Here is a 17,466-nt window from a genome sequence, read left to right on the forward strand (position 1 = left end):
TTACCAGTCAATTAATGCAGCGCCCCAGGTCAAACCGCCGCCAAAACCGAAAGCGATAATTTTATCTCCCCGCTTGATGGCGCCTGTTTTTACCGCTTCATCTAGTGCAATCGGAATACTTGCTGCGGATGTGTTTCCGAATCTATCTATATTTATAAAAAATTTTTCAATGGGAAGACTCAGCTTTTCCGCCGCATATTGGATTATGCGAATATTTGCCTGATGGCATATAATGCAGTCGATCAAGCCCAAATCGGTGTTTGTGTTTTTAAGGAGCTTTTCAATACTTTGCACTATAATTTTTCCTGCAAACTTAAAAACTTCTTTCCCATTCATTTTGATTACCGATTGCAATGATTCTCCTGAAGAAAATGCATTTTTACTTGGAAGCGCGGGACAGTTTAAGAGATCTTCTCTGCTGCCGTCGCTTTTAAGCTCTATCTCTCTTATTCCAGGCTTATCACTAGCCGTGAGAACTGCCGCACCTGCTCCGTCCCCGAATAATACGCAGGTGTTGCGGTCATTCCAGTCAACGATTTTTGATAATGTCTCAGCGCCGACAACAAGAGCATTTTTATATAAACCCGATTTGAGAAAAGCATTTGCTATCCCAAGAGCATAGATAAATCCTGTACAAGCCGCTGAAATGTCAAAAGCGAAAGCATTAGCGGCGCCTATTTTTGCCTGAACACTGCAGGCGGTCGAGGGCATAAAATTATCGGGAGTAATCGTGGCGACAATTATCAGATCGATTTCCCCGGCTTTTATATTTGAATTCAAAAGGGCGTTATTAGCGGCCTTTGATGCGATTTCAACTGTTGTTTCAACTGTTGCGACGCGTCTCTCTTTTATGCCTGTTCTTGTTGAGATCCATTCGTCACTTGTGTCGACTATATCAGCTAACTGATCATTTGTAACAATATTTCCGGGTAAATAACTGCCGGTTCCTGCAATACGGCTAAAAGTCATATTAGTCTCCTTATTGGTTTTTGCTGTAGACATTCTTTAGATGTACGTTTAACTTTCCAAGTGCGCTGAGAAGTAAAACTTCTTCTTCTTCACTGAGGGTAGTGATCAAATCACGAACCATGTCCGAGTGGAACTTGTTATGAACGCGATATGCAAGCTTGCCTCTTTTGGTAAGCGCAATCTGGACAACGCGTCTATCTTCCTCGATTCTGTGGCGCTCGACATAACCCTTTTTGACAAGCCGGTTTATTGCGGTTGTAAGCGTTCCTACCGTTATCTTGAGCTGTGACGCCACTTCTGTCATGCTTCGGGATTCATACATCCCAATAGCCTCGATGGTATGCATTTCGGTGATAGAAAGATCCTGAAAAAACCCTGATTGCAAACTGTTTTGTTCTATCGTTAATACATCGTTGAAAATCTCTACTAACAGTTCGTTTATTTTATAAACCCGTGATTCCATTGTTACTCTCCGTTCGCATTATATTTCTAGAGCTTCCGTAACAAGTTCCTGCATAAGTTCACTTACTGAACAGATATGGTTTACTCTGTATGCATTTTCACCGGTAAAAATCAGCCCTTCATCCACATTGCCTTTTACGGCGTTTATTAAAGCATCAGATATGCAGTATGGAGTTGTGCCCGGACTGCAGGGCTTTAAACAGTTGTAGCAGCGTTCCGACTTAACACGTCCGGACTCTGTTTTTTTGATAAAGGTATTGTTTATTGCCCTTCCCGGCATACCAACAGGGCTTTTTACTATTTTTATATCTTCTTTTTTGGCATTGACATAAGCCTGCTTAAATTTTATATCTGCATCGCATTCATGTGTTGCAACAAACCTTGTTGCCATCTGGACACCCGAAGCGCCGTTTTTTATATGTCTCACGATATCTTCGCCTGTAAAGATGCCTCCCGCGGCAATAACGGGGACTTTTCGGTTGTATTTTTCTTCAAACGGTTTTAATGCCGATATTACGTCCCTTACTATTTCAAATAATGAAGGCAGTGGGTCTGACCCAAGCTCTGCTTCCGAAAAGCCAAGGTGTCCGCCTGCGAGAGGGCCTTCTACAATAACTGCATCCGGTATCACGTTATAATGTCTGTCCCACATCTTCGAAATTACGAATGCCGCTTTGCCTGAAGATACGACAGGCACATTTTTAGTGTTGTATCCCTCAGTCAGCTTGGGGAGATCGACAGGCAGCCCGGCGCCGCATATTATTAGATCTGCACCCTCTTCTGCCGCTGTTCGGACAAGTTCAGGATAGTGTGTCATAGCTGTGAGAATATTGACGCCGATTATTCCTTTTTTCGCCTCAGAACGCGCCGCTTGAATTTCTCTTCGAAGTGCACGGATATTAGCCTCACGAGTATTGGTTATAAAATCAGGCTCCTGGAATCCGATCTGGACACCTGATATGATGCCTGCGCCCCCTGCATTAGCTACAGCAGCCGCAAGAGAGCTTCGTGAAACGCCAATACCCATACCTCCTTGAATAATAGGAACAGCAACCTTTTTATCGCCTATTTCAAGCGCTGGTAATATCATTTAAGCCTCCATTTAGCTTTGATTATCAAATTGTTTGATAATCAAAGTATATGCATTAGAATATTATTTGTCAACTAAAATTTTCTAAAAATATTTATAGATTCGTTTAAGAAAAGTACAACAGTATGTTTTTTTGCATATGATGCTGTGGAGCAATGCTATAAATACAAACTTTTCTTAGCAAAAAAACGGAATTAAGGAGTGTAATCAATGCAGAAAAAATACAACGAAAAAGCAATAATAACAAATAAAGACATTCAAAAAGACTTTACATATCTGTCTACTGTAATGATAACGCTGGATATATCTTATCCGGCTGTGAAACTGATTCAAAATCCTAGTCCGGAAAATCGTATAAACCGGCATTATCGTTTAGATGCACTAGATTTTTATCGCTATGCATCAACCACTTTATTTAAAGGGGCGATAAATGAATACAGGGATTCGATTAAAAACGACTTTCCTTTCAGGCCTTACGATGCAGTAATGAAATATTTTATTTCTCTGAATGGAAGCTGCCACCTCAGTTCCTACACCGACCGTTATGAATATACAGGTGGGGCTCACGGCAATACGATACGGTCTTCGGCAACATTCGATTTAAAATCAGGCAGACAGCTGGAATTAAGAGATCTATTTAAAAGAGGCGCAAATTACAGATATGATATCTTGAAAAACATAACCGAGCAGGCAGAAAAAAATTTAAGTGAAAACCCGGGGATATATTTTGAAGATTATAAGCAGCTTATTATAGAAAACTTTAATCCAAAAAGTTTTTATCTTACTCCGGAAGCGCTGGCTGTCTATTATCAGCAGTATGAGATAGCGCCTTATTCCACAGGGATAGTCGTTTTTGAAATACCATATTCCAAACTTGAGATTAACCCGCCCCGCTGTTAAAAAATATTAGTGACAGATTGTGCCACCCAATCATAGAATAAAAAAGGAAAAATATTATCTTTATATTTTAGAGAAGGCGGGATAAAAATGTGTAAAAAAAGTAACTGTCTTTTAACAGCAATATTTAGTATCGTGGTTGGCATTGTGATTGCAGCACTTTTTGCTTATAATCGCATTCCACATATCAGCGTTTCGTGCTTAATAGCGCTGGCATTGGCTGCGATTACATTAATTATTCTATCTGTTCTTTCTTCGGCAGCGGGAAGGTCAGCTGCACTTGCAAAATGCGTTTGTTTTCAGGGCCGCTGTCTTTTGCTATCCACAATAGGGACGATTGTCAGTACATTGATAGCTTTATCGATTTCTCTAAATCATGCTCACTTTTTGGCTGCCGTATTAATATTCTTTGTATTTACATTTTTAACTATGATGCTTACCACTTTAACAGCTTTATTGCACTGTGCAATTGGACGTCTATGTCATATTAAATGTGACGAATAAAATTTATAAAGGGAGCTGTTTTGTATGCACCAGCTCCCTTTATATTATTTTTCTGAAGACGTTTTCATCGCTGCCTCAAAAGCAGCCCTCATAGCATTATTGCCTGTGTCTTTTCTCTCTTGATTTTGCATATACTTTGCTACGTCCCTTTTGGAAATGCCGTCATGAGAGTCTTCATAACGTTTATTGAAGACCTCGAATTTTTCCCTGAAGCCGCAGGAACATGTGTAGATCTTTTTTTCTCCCTCGCCAAATAATTCAAGCTTTTTATGACACTCGGGACAGCGTGCATTTGTATAATGTGAGACAGATTTGCGATATCCACACTCCCTGTCCTGGCATACAAGCAGCTTGCCTTTTTTCCCGTTAACCTCAAGCAGCATCTTTCCGCAATTTGGACAAGGCGTCCTAGTCATATTGTCATGATGATACTGCCCGCTTGCCGCCGCAACATTTCCAACGAGTTTAGACGAGTATGCCCTTATATCTGAAATAAAAACATCTCTTTTTACAGAACCTTTGCTGATGCCTGTCAGCTTTTCCTCCCATTTTGCAGTTAGTTCTGGCTGCTTTAAGTCTTCAGGAACCAGACTGATAAGCTGGATACCTTTAGATGTGGGAACAAGGTCATTACCGTTTCGCTCAACATAAAAAGCACTGAGAAGCCGCTCGATTATTTCAGCTCTCGTTGCAGGAGTTCCAAGCCCGCTTGTCTGATTCATCATATCTCTGAGCGCCGCATTTGAAATGAATTTACCCGGATGTTCCATAGCAGAAAGAAGGGTTGCCTCGGTATACCGAGCTGGCGGCTTGGTTTTTCCGGCTTTTACGATAACCTTGTCTGCTTTAAATGAGTCGCCTTTCTTCAGTGAAGGCAGTTCCTGCGCCTTTTCTTCATAATCTTCCGTTGATTCGTCTTCCCTGTCATAAAGGCGTTTCCAGCCTTTTGATATTACCGCTTTCCCCTTCGCAGTAAATAATTCGCCGCCGCTGTCAAGCTCAACAGATAATTCCTCATATTCAAAATCACCATAAAAAACAGATAAAAACCTTTTTACAACAAGGTCGTAAATATTTTTTTCTTCGCCTGTAAGTCCTGACAGGTTTACGAACTGTTCTGTTGGGATGATGGCATGGTGGTCGGATACTTTTGAATTATCAACACACCGTTTGGCAATAGAAGCATGCGTCCTTATGATCTCCTTTGCATAAGGCGCATATGAACCGATGGCAACGCTTTTAAGGCGTTCGGCAAGGGTTGGAACAATATCATCTGTGATATATCGTGAATCCGTACGCGGATATGTAAGCAGTTTATGCTTTTCATAAAGCTGCTGCATTATATTGAGCGTTTTTTTGGCGGAAAAGCCAAACCTGCGGTTGGCGTCACGCTGAAGCTCTGTTAAATCATATAAAAGGGGCGGCAGTTCACGTTTATGCTCTTTTTTCAAATTACTGATGACGAACTGAGCTTTACCTGCTTTTTGAGAAAGATTATCTGCCAAAGTTTTATCAAAAAGCCGGGATTGACCTGTTTTCCTGTCCTTCCAAAGAGCGGTGAATCCTTTTATCCTAGCCTCGACAGTATAATACTCCTTAGGTTTAAAATGCCTTATTTCTTCTTCTCGTGCAACTATCATGGCAAGCGTTGGGGTTTGCACCCTTCCCGCTGATAATTGGGCATTATATTTACAGGTCAGCGCGCGGGTCACATTCATTCCGACAAGCCAGTCTGCCTCTGCTCTGCTTTGAGCAGAAGCATAAAGGTTCATATACTGTGAACCGTCTTTGAGATTTGCAAAGCCTTCTTTTATAGCTCTGTCGGTTTGTGAGGAGATCCATAAACGTTTTAAGGGCTTTCTTATCCCCGCTTTCTCCAAAATCCAGCGTGCGACAAGCTCTCCTTCGCGTCCTGCATCCGTTGCGATAATGACTTCAGAGATTTCCTTACTTTGCAATAATGTTTTTACTGTGTTGTATTGTTTGGCAGTTTCTTTTATTACCACGAGATCCATTTTTTTAGGAAGCATAGGCAATGTTTCAAGCCGCCAAGATTTATATATGTCGCCGTAATGTTCTGGATCTGCCAGTGTAACAAGATGTCCAAGTGCCCACGTTACTATGTACCGGCTGCCAATTAAATAGCCATTTCCGTTTTGTTTGCAGCCGAGAACCCGTGCGATTTCACGCCCTACCGACGGTTTCTCCGCAAGAACCAATGATTTTCCCATTATAAATTCTCCAATTTTTAAAGTTCTAGTCTATTAAAAGTCTCTTGTAAACATGTTTTTTCCGTCGGTCAGACTGCCTACTGTTTCAAACCCGAGACGATGCAGAAGTTCAATAACATAAGGGTTGTCCGCAGGCGTGTCATAGGGTGTTTTTACCCCATAAACGTTAACCTGCTTAGTACCATCTTCTTTCGGAAGGACGGCTTTGGGACCGCCGACGCATCCGCTGACACAACCCATACCTTCAATAAAGTTAGCGCTTATTTTTCCCTCTCTGATTTCGTTTAACAGCTTCTTGCATTCTATCGTGCCGTCAGCCTGCTGTGCCTTAAAAGGTATAGGCCGGCCGGGTCTTAAACGGTTAAGAGTAGTTTCAACAGCTTCGCTGACGCCTCCTGTTCTTGCGTAAATCCGACCGGCAGTTGAAGAGTGGTCGCGCATATCCTCCTCAAGATCTGCGGGGTTTAGGCTCGCGAATTTAAAAATATCCATGATTTCCTGAAAACTTAGGACATAATCTACCGCATCCCTGATATCTGGCTCTTTTGCCTCCGCCTTTTTTGCAACACAGGGACCAATAAAGACAGTTTTAGCATTTGGGACAAGCTTTTTGATCGATCTGCCGCAAGCGACCATAGGAGAAACCGATGCAGGAACGTGGGGGACAAGCTGACTATATATTTTTCTGATCATAGCTATCCATATCGGACAGCAGCAGCTTGTAAGCTGAAAGTCTTCGTCATGGACAATAGAACGGTCAAACTCAAGAGCCTCTTTTAATGTAAGAATATCAGCAAATAATGCGACTTCAAGCATGCCGGCAAAACCAAGCCTTTTAAAAGCACTTCTGAGTTTTCCGGGGGTAACCGAATCGCTGAACTGGCCAATAAACGCGGGTGCTATCATAGCATAGACGGGATCTGATCCCTTCAGAAGTTCGAAAACAGGAAAGAGATCTTTTCTATCAGTCAGATTTCCCGCTTTACAATTTTCGATACATTCACCGCAACCTGCACAGCGCGATTCGTCGATAGATATATTGCCGTTTTCATCCCGTGATATCGCATCAAACAGGCAGGCTACTATACAAGGCCTGCCTTCATCTTTACAATCACATGAGGAAATCCTCATTACAGCAGGCTGGCGCTCGGGGTTCAATAAACAGTATATATGATGTGGGTCGAAATCAGATAAAAAATCTTTATTTAAAATTTTTTCATCTATCGATTCTTCTACCCCTGCTTCTATTATCTTGTTATATAATGAGTAAAAAGAATGCATACCTTCATCCCTGCCTGTTTTTTAGCGTTTTAACATATTTTGATGCTGCGCTTCCCGCCAGAGCGCCTTCTCCAACCGCAGTTGAGACCTGTAGGAAACCGCCGACAGCGTCACCGCAAGCAAAAATTCCTTCTACATTTGTTTTCATGCTCGAGTCGACTTTTATAGATCCATCGACAACTTCTATGCCTGCTTTTTTAGCAAAATCTACGGCTGAAGCTGTACCCAATGCTATAAATAATCCATCGACATCAAGGACTTTATCATTTTCAAATTTTATTCTTTCAAGCCGATCTGAACCTTCAAGTGATGTAATTTTAGAAGAGATTACAGGCATCTCTGAAAAGTTTCCGGTAATTTCCTCTCCATTAGTAAGGATAGTAATATATTGAGAAAAATTAGCTAAATCGTTTGCTTCGTGTTCTGCGAACTTACCAGCACCAAGCACGGCAACATTTTTTCCTCTAAAGAAAAATCCATCGCAGATGGCGCAGTAACTCACTCCCGCGCCTTCAAATCGCTCAAGACCGCTGATTTCCGCTTTTTTCTTCGGCTTTCCGGTAGCAATTATTAGCCCGTTTGCCTCGAAGACACCGTTATCTGTAGTTATTTTAATGAAGTCTGTTTTTTCAAAAGAAACAACCTGAGCGTTATAAATTTCTGCTCCTAATAATTTTGCCTGCTCTTCTCCTCTTTCTAACAGATCGCTTCCTGAAATCCCGCCGGGAAAACCAAAATAGTTTTCAATTTTTTCGGCTTTTACAAGTGAACTGCCATTTTCAGCAATAATAGCCGTATGCAAACCCGCACGGCATGTATATAATGCAGCAGATATTCCCGCCGGTCCTTTGCCGATAATAACTATATCGAACATAATAACTCCAATTTAATATTTATTTCTCTAATATTATATTAAAATTACAAATAATGCAAACTGCAAATTGACTGTACCACACCAAAAAAGGTATAATATTTTTAAATTTACTATTGGAGGATTTTATGAATAAAGTTCCAACTGATCCTCTTATAAGCATTATTGTACCCATTTATAAAGTAGAAAAATACTTGCCTGCATGTTTAGATTCGATAATTACTCAGTCATACAAAAATATAGAAATCATACTGGTGGACGATGGTTCCCCCGACCGTTCGGGGGAAATCTGCGATGAGTATGCTTTAAAGGACGCTCGCATCATTGTAATCCATCAGCCTAATAGTGGGTTGTCAGCCGCAAGGAATGCCGGAATATTGGCATCAAAAGGTCAAATAATAGGCTTTATTGACAGTGATGACTTGGTTTCCTCAAATTTTATTGAGACTCTTTATAATTTGATGGAAAAATATAATGCAGACATTTCAGGCTGTGATTATATAGAGTTTCATGATGATATTTTGCCGGATACTTTCAGAGCAGGCAAGGCTGTTCTAAAAGTCATGAATAACCGCCAGGCGGCAGATAGCTTGTTCAGCGACGATTATGTTACTATGACAGTTGTGTACAATAAGCTTTATAAGAGGTCATTATTTAGTAATGTGCTCTTTCCTGAAGGAAAAATCCATGAAGACGAGTTTACAAGCTATAAACTTTTATATTTTTCAGCTAAAACAGTAATAACGGATTTGCCTATGTATTTTTATCGCCGTCGTAATGATAGTATAACTGGAGCAGGATTTAATCAATCCTCTTTGCACGCTTTAGAAGCGTTTAAAGAGCGCATGACTTTTTTTAAAGACCAGAAAGAGAAGGACTTATATGAAAAAGCAGCTGTGCGTTATGCACATCTGCTGATCGAATATTACGAGAAGGCGCAATCTCTCGACAACGCAAGGAAATATGAAAAACTCATAAGAAAAAGATATTCAAGACTTATGCCCAGGATAATCTTTTCGAACGTTTCATATAAAGAGAAGATAGTATTATTAATTTACTTGATACATAGGTCTCTCTATTTTAAATATAAAGACTACGCAAGAAAAAAACACGGCGTTTTATAATATAGTTCCGCCGCCTACGACAATGTCACTGTCATAGAAAACAACAGCTTGTCCTGGAGTAATTGCTCGCTGAGGCTCATCAAAAACGACTTCTATATTGCCGTTTTCGATAGGATATAGCGTTGCAGGCTGTTCTTTCTGACGATATCGAGTTTTTGCAGTTACACGCATAGGCTCAGTTAGGTCTGAAATTGAAATAAGATTTACATCAAAAGCTGTAAGCTTTTTTGAATAAAGTTCGCTTTCTTTCCCCAGCGTTACAGTATTATTTGCACTATCTTTATTAATTACAAACATTGGATTGTCAAAGGAAATGCCAAGGCCTTTTCTTTGACCAATAGTATAATGCGTGATGCCGGCGTGCCTTCCAAGAGGTTCGCCGTTTTTATTTATAAAATTACCAGACTCCGCTTTATGCCCGGTAAAGTCCTCAATAAAGTCAGCATAGCTGTTGCCTCTTACAAAACAGATATCCTGACTGTCCGGCTTTTTCGCACTTACGAGCTGGTTGTTTTCCGCAATTTTTCTAACCTCGCTTTTATAAAGACCGCCTAGAGGAAACAAAGTTTCAGAAAGCTGTTTCTGCGTAAGCGAATATAAAACGTATGTCTGGTCTTTGTTAGAATCCTCGGGTCTTTTAAGCAGATATCTTTCAGACCTATCGTCAAATTCTACGCGAGCATAATGACCTGTTGCGATTGTATCAAATTCCAAAGCCAATGCACGGTTTAAAAGCGCGTCAAATTTTATGAATCTGTTGCAATCAATACAGGGGTTAGGTGTTGTTCCGCTTTCATAAGATGACGCAAAATGTTTTACTATTTTATCGACGAACAGGTCGCGAAAATTAAAAACATAGTGCCGTATTCCAAGTTTATAGCAAACGCTGCGGGCGTCTTCAACATCAGCGAGAGAACAGCATGTATGAGAATTGCTGTCAAGCCCAATATCATCGTTGTCAAACAATTTTAAGGTAACGCCTGTTACATCATATCCTTGCTCTTTTAACAAGACCGCTGCGACAGAACTGTCTACTCCGCCGCTCATAGCAACCATAACCTTTTTCTTCATCAATAAACCTCAATAAATTAGTATTAATTTAAATTATATCATACAAGCTCTATTTGTCAAAGTGGCCGTACGCTGTTGCAATCCGATAAAAAATTAATATAATTGAGATTATGTTCGAATTTGGTTTTTCCATGCATTTTTCGTGTGCATGGGGCGCAGATTGAAATAAGGGGATATGTTTGTGGAGAGAGTTTTAATGCGCTGCGACGTTCTCGTCGCGGGCGGAGGACCGGGCGGATGGGCTGCCGCAGTTGAGGCGGCGCGCCACGGAGCAGATGTTATTTTAGTTGACAGAAATGGATATTTAGGCGGGAATATGGCGACGGGATTGCCGCTTCTTGCCTATCTTGACAAAAACGGAAGGCAGGTTACCAAAGGTATTGCCGAGGAATTTATATCAAGGCTGGATTCTGTTGGAGGAACGTTTGGTCATGCACGTTGCCCGATGCATAATTCAGTTACGGTAGTAAATCCCGAAATTGTAAAGCTTATTACATATGAAATGGCAAATGAAGCTGGCGTTCGTATTCTTCTTCATTGCGAACTTTGCGGTGTGGATTCAGAAGACGGACACATCAATTCCGTGACTTTTGCAGGTAAGGGCATGCTTTTTGAAATTTCAGCCTCTGTATATATTGACGGAACCGGTGACGGTGACGTTGCCTATGCTGCCGGAGCAAGCTGTGAAAAAGGAATGGAGGGCACAGGCGTTATGCAGCCGCCAACCGTGCTTTTCACCATAGGCGGGGTAAATAAAGAAAGGTTTTATGATTATCTTGACGCACATCCTGAAATGCTTACCCAGCCGGAATCAATGCAGGTTGGAGCCGGATATAACACCGCACTGTTTAGAAAGTTTAAAAGCCACGTAATACTCGGGATGAAGCCCTTTTTAGATGAACTGAGAAACCGCGGTGAATGTCCGGTAGACCGTGACACACTTATATTTATTAATAGCATGAACGAAGATCAGCTTGTTGTAAACAGCACGCGTATTTTGTCCTTTGACGGCTCAGATCCAAGAGAGCTTACACGCGGCGAATTTAAAGGGCTTGAGCAAGTTTCTCCGCTGATTAAGGTGCTAAATAAATATATACCGGGATTTGAGAAGGCATATATTTCATCGATTTCTCCTAACATAGGAGTAAGAGAAACCAGAAGAGTCATAGGTTTTAAAACTTTGAAAATTGACAGCGTACTTGCGGGAGCTGTCCCTGATGACACAATCGCACTGGGATCATATAAAGTTGATATACACAGCGGGACGGGTGCGGGCACACGTCTCGAGGTTCTTGATATGCCATATGGTATCCCATATTCATGCCTTGTCAGCAGTGAATTTGACAACCTCATGATGTCTGGCCGCTGCATTTCTATGGATTCAGCATCCCTTGGAACAGTCCGCGTCATGCCGACGTGTATGGCGATAGGACATGCGGCGGGAATTGCTGCGGCTTTAGCAGCTAAAGAATCTATAAAAGCTGCAGATATTAACGTTTGCACTATACGAAGCATACTTATAGATGAGAATGCGGTACTCTCGTAAGGAAAGGAAGAAAAATGAGACTTGGAACGACAACGACCTTGTTTTTGAATAATCCGTCAGGTCGTGATATATCTACTATCGAATGCATTAAGCGCTGTTCGGCGGCAGGTTTTTCAGTGCTTGATATGAATTTTTTTCCCATGTTAAGCGGAAGAACAGAATTTGTAAAAGATAATTGGAAAGAAGAAGCTTATAAAATCCGTGAATCAGCCGATGAAGCTGGCATGGTTTTTTCACAGAGTCATCTTCCCTATCATCCTAATTATATGAAATTGAATCCTCCAGGCGATTCAACATTTAATGAACGTTTTGACGAGTATATGAAAAGATCAGTCGAAATAAGCGGCATACTGGGTGTAAAATGGGCAGTATGTCACCCATATGCATGTACCGATGCGGATAGTTATGACAATGATGCTGATATTGCTATTACTCATCGTTTTTATGACCCTATCTTAGAAGCTCTCAAAAAGGCTAGAGTGGGCCTTGCAATTGAGAATATAGTTGGGATGCAGCCACCAATTAGGAGGCGTTTTACTGCTATTGCAGATGAACTATGCGAACTTATCGATTCTTTTAAGGACGAAAGTGTCGGCGCTTGCTGGGATTTTGGCCATGGCAACCAGATTTATAAAGATCAAAAACGCGCTATTCGCAAAGTGGGTAGCCGACTCCGTGCAACTCATCTTAATGATAATCGTGGAAGGACTGATGCCCATACCCTTCCCTTTGTTTCGGGAACTACTGATTGGGAAGAATGCCTTCCGGTGCTTAGCGAAATCGACTATGATGGGGATCTCGTTTATGAGGTTAAGTGCGGGGTGAATCTGCCAAATCAGCTTAAGGATGATTTCGCAACTTTGGCAGTTGAAATAGGAAAGCACTGCCTTTCGCTTGCACAGAAAGGAGAAAGAGCATGAGACTTTCAACTTCTACATGTCTTTTTGCGCCAAACAGGAATTCGGATCAAATCACGCCTACAGCTGAAATAATAGACAGGTGTTATAGGGCTGGATTTAAAGTGCTGGATATGAACTTTTGTTACCTCACACGCGGAAAGACCGAATGTGCCGGCGATGATTGGCAGTTTCAGATGGAAAAGCTGCGTAAACATACCGACAGGCTGGGAATGGAATTTTCTCAATCCCATTTGCCTTATTATCCTTCACTCAATGCAGTTCCGATTGCGGATAAACCAGGTTTTTACGAGTATTTCAAAGAAATGATGATGCGTGCAGTAAAGGCCTCTGCAATTCTTGGTGCTAAATGGGCTGTTGTTCATCCCTTTATGGATACTGTAAATGTTGAATTTGAGAACGACGCAAGCCTGCGTATGAACCTAGAATTTTATGAACCCGTGCTAGATCTTGCTTCAAGTCTTGGTGTAGGTCTTGCTTTTGAGAATATGTCGGAGTATAAAGCTGAACGGCATCGCCGTTACTGTTCTACGGCAAGAGAACTTTGTGAAGTTGTTGACGCATTTGACAGCAGTTATGTAGGGGCATGCTGGGATTTTGGACACGCAAACAATTTATATCCTGACCAATCGGGAGCTCTTAAGATGTTAGGAAAGCGTCTTAAAGCGACTCACGTTGACGATAATCCCAAGGTTTATGATGCGCACACTATTCCATACATTGAGGGAAGAGTAAACTGGGAGCAGGTCATGAAGACGCTTACTGAAATCGGTTTCGAGGGCGATTTTACTTATGAATCCCATGGCATGACAATGTTCGCGCCAGATGAGCTTAAGGACGCTATAGCAAGCTTCTGCTACAAAGTGGGGATGTATTGTCTTTCGCTTGCATAATTAGAGATAAAAAAAGGCTGGACTTTTTGCTAAGTCCAGCCTTATTTTTATTATTTAATCTTTGTTCAAAATTCGGGTCAAGAAAGCGCGCGTCCGCTCATTTTTAGGATTGTTGAATATTACGTCAGGCGTCCCTTCCTCTGCAATTACACCATTATCCATAAAGACGACACGGTCAGCGACGTCACGGGCAAATGCCATTTCATGAGTAACTACGAGCATTGTGAGCCCGGTTTTGGCAAGATTTTTTATGACCTTTAATACTTCTCCGACCATTTCAGGGTCAAGAGCGCTTGTCGGCTCATCAAACAGCAGCGCCTCAGGCTCCATTGACAGGGCTCGGGCGATAGCCACACGCTGTTTCTGACCGCCGGAAAGCTGATGGGGTTTTGCATTGATATACTGAGCCATGCCGACATCCTCAAGGTATTTCATTGCAGTATTTCTCGCGTCGTCCTTTGAGCGTTTTAAAACGCTGGTTTGTCCGATCATGCAGTTTGCAAGGACAGTAAGATTTGAAAAAAGGTTAAACTGCTGAAATACCATCCCCATTTTAGCTGTAAGCTTAAGAGGATTTATGGATTTATCGAGAATATTTGTGCCTTCAAATAAAATTTCTCCGCCTGTTGGCATTTCAAGTAAGTTTGTACAGCGCAAAAGCGTTGATTTGCCTGAACCGGATGCTCCTATAATACAAACAACCTCACCGCGTTTTACCGAGAAATTAATTCCTTTTAGTATTTCATTTTGACCAAAGCTTTTCTTAAGGTCACGAACCTCGATTACAAATTCCTGCTTTTCATCTAGCATTCGTTTCGCCTCCCTTTACTTTTATGGTGGATTCGGGAGACGTGCTGCTGCCATAGATGGTGTAACTTGAAGGCCCGTCAATTTTCTTTTCCAGTAAACGCAATATTCTAGTAACTGTAAATGTAAGTACAAAGTATATCGCGCAAGTGATGGTCATTGTTTGGAAGTAGGCAACGTATGTTCCGGCAATTGATTTTGAAGCAAAAAATAATTCGGTTACCGAAATTACGCTGAGGACAGAGGTATCTTTAATATTAATGACAAATTCATTTCCGGTTGCAGGAAGGATGTTTCTGATAGTCTGAGGCAAAATTATATTAAACATTGTCTTTCCGTGGGACATACCGAGCGTATGCGCTGCTTCAAACTGTCCCTTATCGATGGATTCAATACCGCCGCGGACGATTTCAGACATATATGCCCCGGTATTTATTGAAACAATGAGTATACCGGCGAAAATACGGTTAAGCTGCAGACCTGCAGTGGCAAGACCGTAAAAAATCACCATGGCCTGAACCATCATTGGAGTTCCTCTGAATATTTCTATGTATATCTGAAGCAGACCTCTCAATATTTTTAGAAATATTATCTTTATTTTTGCATCATTAGGTCTTAAAGGTATCGTTTTGATAACACCAATCAGGAGACCAATAAGAAAACCAATAACGGTGCCGGTAATCGAAATGAGAAGTGTTATACCCGCTCCGCTGATAAACTCCGGATATTTATTTGCAATAAAAAATGCCACCCACCGCCAAAAGCCCCAGCCTGCCTGCGGTGTTGCGGAAAGAAACGTTAGCATAAAAAAGCTCCATTCGCAAAACTTTATTTAGAGGTAAGCGGCTGTGTTTTTACAGCGTTATCCATTATTTTTGTTCTATCATCTTCGGAAATACCAGATAAAATTGAGTTTATTTTATCTTTTAGCTCACTGCCTTTTTTAAGGCCGACTGCAATTGAAATATCCTCATCAGAAGCTGTGAATCCTTTGCCCTTTTCAAAACTGATAAAGGTCAGGTTAGGATTTGATGCTTCGGCAGAAATTGCACCTGGACGCTCAGAAATATAACCGTCGATTGTGCCAGCATTAAGAGATGTAGTCATTGTCGGGAAGTCTTCAAGTGCTGGCTGTTTATTGACGCCTTTGATCTGATCAATAACAGAGTAATGGAACGTATTGAGCTGTCCTGTGATTTTTGCACCAGCAAAATCATCAAGTGTTTTGGCATTAGCATATTTACCGTCTTTACGAACAACGATGACCAAATCGGAAGTATAATAGTTATTAGTAAAGTCGATTCTTGTTTTTCTTTCTGCTGTTGGGGACATACCTGCAATAATTGCATCTATTACGCCAGAGTCAACTGCTGGAACGAGGCCGTCCCACTGAGTTTTTACTATAACGAGTTTTTTGCCTAAACCTTCAGCGATTTTCTTAGCTATTTCAATGTCGTAACCGCCTGCATAGCCGCCGCCCTCGATTGCAACAGCACCGTTGGAATCATCTGATTGAGTCCAGTTAAATGGGGGGTAAGCGCATTCCATACCTACTTTGAATGTATTATCCTGGGTTTTACTAGCGTCGTTTGCAGTACTGGTTTGTTTTGCACTGCCGCAGCCCGCGAAGGACATTATCATTGCAAGCGCTGCAAAAAGAGCAGTCAGTCTTAGAAATTTCTTCATTTTTTTCCTCCGTGTTTTTAGTTTCATAAACGATAATTTAAGCTATACAGCCCATACTTCCCTACATTTTACACTGTTTTTCGTGTTATGGCAAGCTGTTTCAATAAATTATGCTAATTATTATAATTCGGTATAAAATATAGTTGCAGCTTTCCATTTTTATTATTTAATGATATAATACACCATATAAATGGTCGGGCATACTAAATTTTTTAGCTAAAAAGATAATGGAGCTTTTAATGTCAACTCATTCTAAAGGTATTTTCGCAAAATCAGCATTATTAAGCGCTACCCTTATCTGGGGCAGCTCTTTTTTTGTAATGAAAAATACAATAGACAGTATACCCATATATTACTTGCTCGCCGTGCGTTTTACGGTTGCTGCTGTTACGCTCATGCTGATTTTCAACAGAAGCATGAAAAAGTTTTCTCTTGAATACTTATGGAAGGGTTCTGTGCTGGGCATTCTGCTTTTTATTGCATATGCGTTTCAAACATATGGGCTTTTAGGAACAACTCCGGGGAAAAATGCATTTCTGACTACTGTTTACTGTGTAATGGTTCCATTTTTGTATTGGGCAATCAAAAAAGTAAGGCCTGATATATTTAATATAGCTGCTTCTGTTATTTGCGTTGCAGGTATAGGATTGGTTTCACTAAGTGGCGATTTTACGATTGGTATTGGAGATGTCCTTACACTGATATGCGGCCTTTTCTATGCACTTCATATTGTTGCTGTCGCATCATTTTCAAAGGATAGGGATATTTTTCTTCTTACTGCTGTACAGTTTGGATCGGCTGCAGCAGTGAGCTGGATATTTGCCTTTTTATTTAATACATTCCCGAAATTTATTGAACCGGATTCAATGATGGAAATACTGTATCTATGCTTTTTTGCAACTACTCTTGCACTTCTCTTACAAAATGTTGGTCAGAAGTATACTCCCCCGTCCACTGCTGCGATAATACTAAGTCTAGAATCAGTATTTGGAGTGCTGTTTTCAATTTTGTTTTATAATGAAAAGCTTACTTTGAAAACAGCGTCAGGATTTACGCTAATATTTGTAGCAGTTATAATATCAGAAACAAAGTTTTCATTTATTAGTACATTATTTAA

General features: G+C 41.0%; 17 protein-coding genes. 7 read left to right on the forward strand and 10 right to left on the reverse strand.

Annotated elements, in window-relative coordinates; translation table 11 throughout:
- The 3 genes from Q8865_01175 to Q8865_01185 are packed head-to-tail and all read right to left on the reverse strand — an operon-like array spanning window position 1 to window position 2,521.
- Entirely contained in the window at window positions 1–969 is a 969-nt protein-coding gene (locus Q8865_01175) for a beta-ketoacyl-ACP synthase III (GenBank protein ID MDP4152040.1), read from the reverse strand.
- 10 nt (window positions 970–979) lie between these two features.
- Window positions 980–1,432, reverse strand: coding sequence for a MarR family transcriptional regulator (locus Q8865_01180; protein MDP4152041.1), 453 nt, complete (start codon window positions 1,430–1,432; stop codon window positions 980–982).
- Between the two features lie 18 nt (window positions 1,433–1,450).
- Complete coding sequence (locus tag Q8865_01185) at window positions 1,451–2,521, reverse strand: nitronate monooxygenase family protein (protein ID MDP4152042.1); 1,071 nt, start codon at window positions 2,519–2,521, stop codon at window positions 1,451–1,453.
- Window positions 2,522–2,731: 210 nt separating this feature from the next.
- Between Q8865_01185 and Q8865_01190 the strand changes: the two genes are divergently transcribed.
- Both Q8865_01190 and Q8865_01195 read left to right on the forward strand, forming a co-directional pair.
- Window positions 2,732–3,421 (forward strand): DUF3298 and DUF4163 domain-containing protein, encoded by a 690-nt coding sequence (locus Q8865_01190; protein ID MDP4152043.1) that lies wholly within the window; start codon window positions 2,732–2,734, stop codon window positions 3,419–3,421.
- Window positions 3,422–3,508: 87 nt separating this feature from the next.
- Window positions 3,509–3,922 carry a hypothetical protein gene (locus tag Q8865_01195; GenBank protein ID MDP4152044.1) on the forward strand — a complete coding sequence of 138 codons (414 nt, stop codon included), beginning with the start codon at window positions 3,509–3,511 and terminating at the stop codon, window positions 3,920–3,922.
- A gap of 44 nt (window positions 3,923–3,966) precedes the next feature.
- On the opposite strand, the gene Q8865_01200 is transcribed toward Q8865_01195, so the two are convergent.
- The 3 genes from Q8865_01200 to Q8865_01210 are packed head-to-tail and all read right to left on the reverse strand — an operon-like array spanning window position 3,967 to window position 8,308.
- Complete coding sequence (locus Q8865_01200) at window positions 3,967–6,153, reverse strand: DNA topoisomerase III (protein MDP4152045.1); 2,187 nt, start codon at window positions 6,151–6,153, stop codon at window positions 3,967–3,969.
- A gap of 33 nt (window positions 6,154–6,186) precedes the next feature.
- Window positions 6,187–7,434, reverse strand: a complete 1,248-nt coding sequence (locus Q8865_01205) for a [Fe-Fe] hydrogenase large subunit C-terminal domain-containing protein (GenBank protein ID MDP4152046.1) — start codon at window positions 7,432–7,434, stop codon at window positions 6,187–6,189.
- Window positions 7,435–7,438: 4 nt separating this feature from the next.
- Window positions 7,439–8,308 carry an NAD(P)/FAD-dependent oxidoreductase gene (locus Q8865_01210; protein MDP4152047.1) on the reverse strand — a complete coding sequence of 290 codons (870 nt, stop codon included), beginning with the start codon at window positions 8,306–8,308 and terminating at the stop codon, window positions 7,439–7,441.
- A 125-nt stretch (window positions 8,309–8,433) separates the two neighbouring features.
- Here Q8865_01210 and Q8865_01215 point away from each other — a divergent pair, with 125 nt between their 5' ends.
- A complete protein-coding gene (locus Q8865_01215) occupies window positions 8,434–9,429 on the forward strand; it encodes a glycosyltransferase family 2 protein (GenBank protein MDP4152048.1) in 996 nt (331 codons plus the stop codon).
- On the opposite strand, the gene mnmA is transcribed toward Q8865_01215, so the two are convergent.
- A complete protein-coding gene (gene mnmA, locus Q8865_01220; GenBank protein ID MDP4152049.1) occupies window positions 9,424–10,503 on the reverse strand; it encodes a tRNA 2-thiouridine(34) synthase MnmA in 1,080 nt (359 codons plus the stop codon). The genes Q8865_01215 and mnmA overlap by 6 nt on opposite strands.
- A gap of 172 nt (window positions 10,504–10,675) precedes the next feature.
- On the opposite strand from mnmA, the gene Q8865_01225 reads away from it, so the two are divergent.
- The 3 genes from Q8865_01225 to Q8865_01235 are packed head-to-tail and all read left to right on the forward strand — an operon-like array spanning window position 10,676 to window position 13,856.
- Window positions 10,676–12,046 carry an FAD-dependent oxidoreductase gene (locus Q8865_01225; GenBank protein MDP4152050.1) on the forward strand — a complete coding sequence of 457 codons (1,371 nt, stop codon included), beginning with the start codon at window positions 10,676–10,678 and terminating at the stop codon, window positions 12,044–12,046.
- Window positions 12,047–12,060: 14 nt separating this feature from the next.
- Window positions 12,061–12,966 carry a sugar phosphate isomerase/epimerase gene (locus Q8865_01230; protein MDP4152051.1) on the forward strand — a complete coding sequence of 302 codons (906 nt, stop codon included), beginning with the start codon at window positions 12,061–12,063 and terminating at the stop codon, window positions 12,964–12,966.
- Window positions 12,963–13,856 carry a sugar phosphate isomerase/epimerase family protein gene (locus Q8865_01235; protein ID MDP4152052.1) on the forward strand — a complete coding sequence of 298 codons (894 nt, stop codon included), beginning with the start codon at window positions 12,963–12,965 and terminating at the stop codon, window positions 13,854–13,856. Before Q8865_01230 ends, Q8865_01235 begins: the two co-directional genes overlap by 4 nt.
- 54 nt (window positions 13,857–13,910) lie before the next feature.
- Here Q8865_01235 and Q8865_01240 read toward each other — a convergent pair whose 3' ends face one another.
- Genes Q8865_01240 through Q8865_01250 form a run of 3 tightly spaced genes read right to left on the reverse strand, consistent with a single transcriptional unit; the run spans window position 13,911 to window position 16,349 of the window.
- Window positions 13,911–14,666, reverse strand: coding sequence for an amino acid ABC transporter ATP-binding protein (locus tag Q8865_01240; GenBank protein MDP4152053.1), 756 nt, complete (start codon window positions 14,664–14,666; stop codon window positions 13,911–13,913).
- Window positions 14,656–15,468: an amino acid ABC transporter permease gene (locus Q8865_01245; GenBank protein ID MDP4152054.1), complete on the reverse strand. Its 813-nt coding sequence runs from the start codon at window positions 15,466–15,468 to the stop codon at window positions 14,656–14,658. Before Q8865_01245 ends, Q8865_01240 begins: the two co-directional genes overlap by 11 nt.
- 23 nt (window positions 15,469–15,491) lie before the next feature.
- Entirely contained in the window at window positions 15,492–16,349 is an 858-nt protein-coding gene (locus Q8865_01250; protein ID MDP4152055.1) for a transporter substrate-binding domain-containing protein, read from the reverse strand.
- Between the two features lie 227 nt (window positions 16,350–16,576).
- Between Q8865_01250 and Q8865_01255 the strand changes: the two genes are divergently transcribed.
- On the forward strand, window positions 16,577–17,466 hold an 890-nt coding region (locus Q8865_01255; GenBank protein ID MDP4152056.1), incomplete at its 3' end, for a DMT family transporter.

This window comes from Bacillota bacterium, from assembly GCA_030705925.1.
In the GTDB taxonomy this organism is placed as follows: domain Bacteria; phylum Bacillota; class Clostridia; order Oscillospirales; family Feifaniaceae; genus JAUZPM01.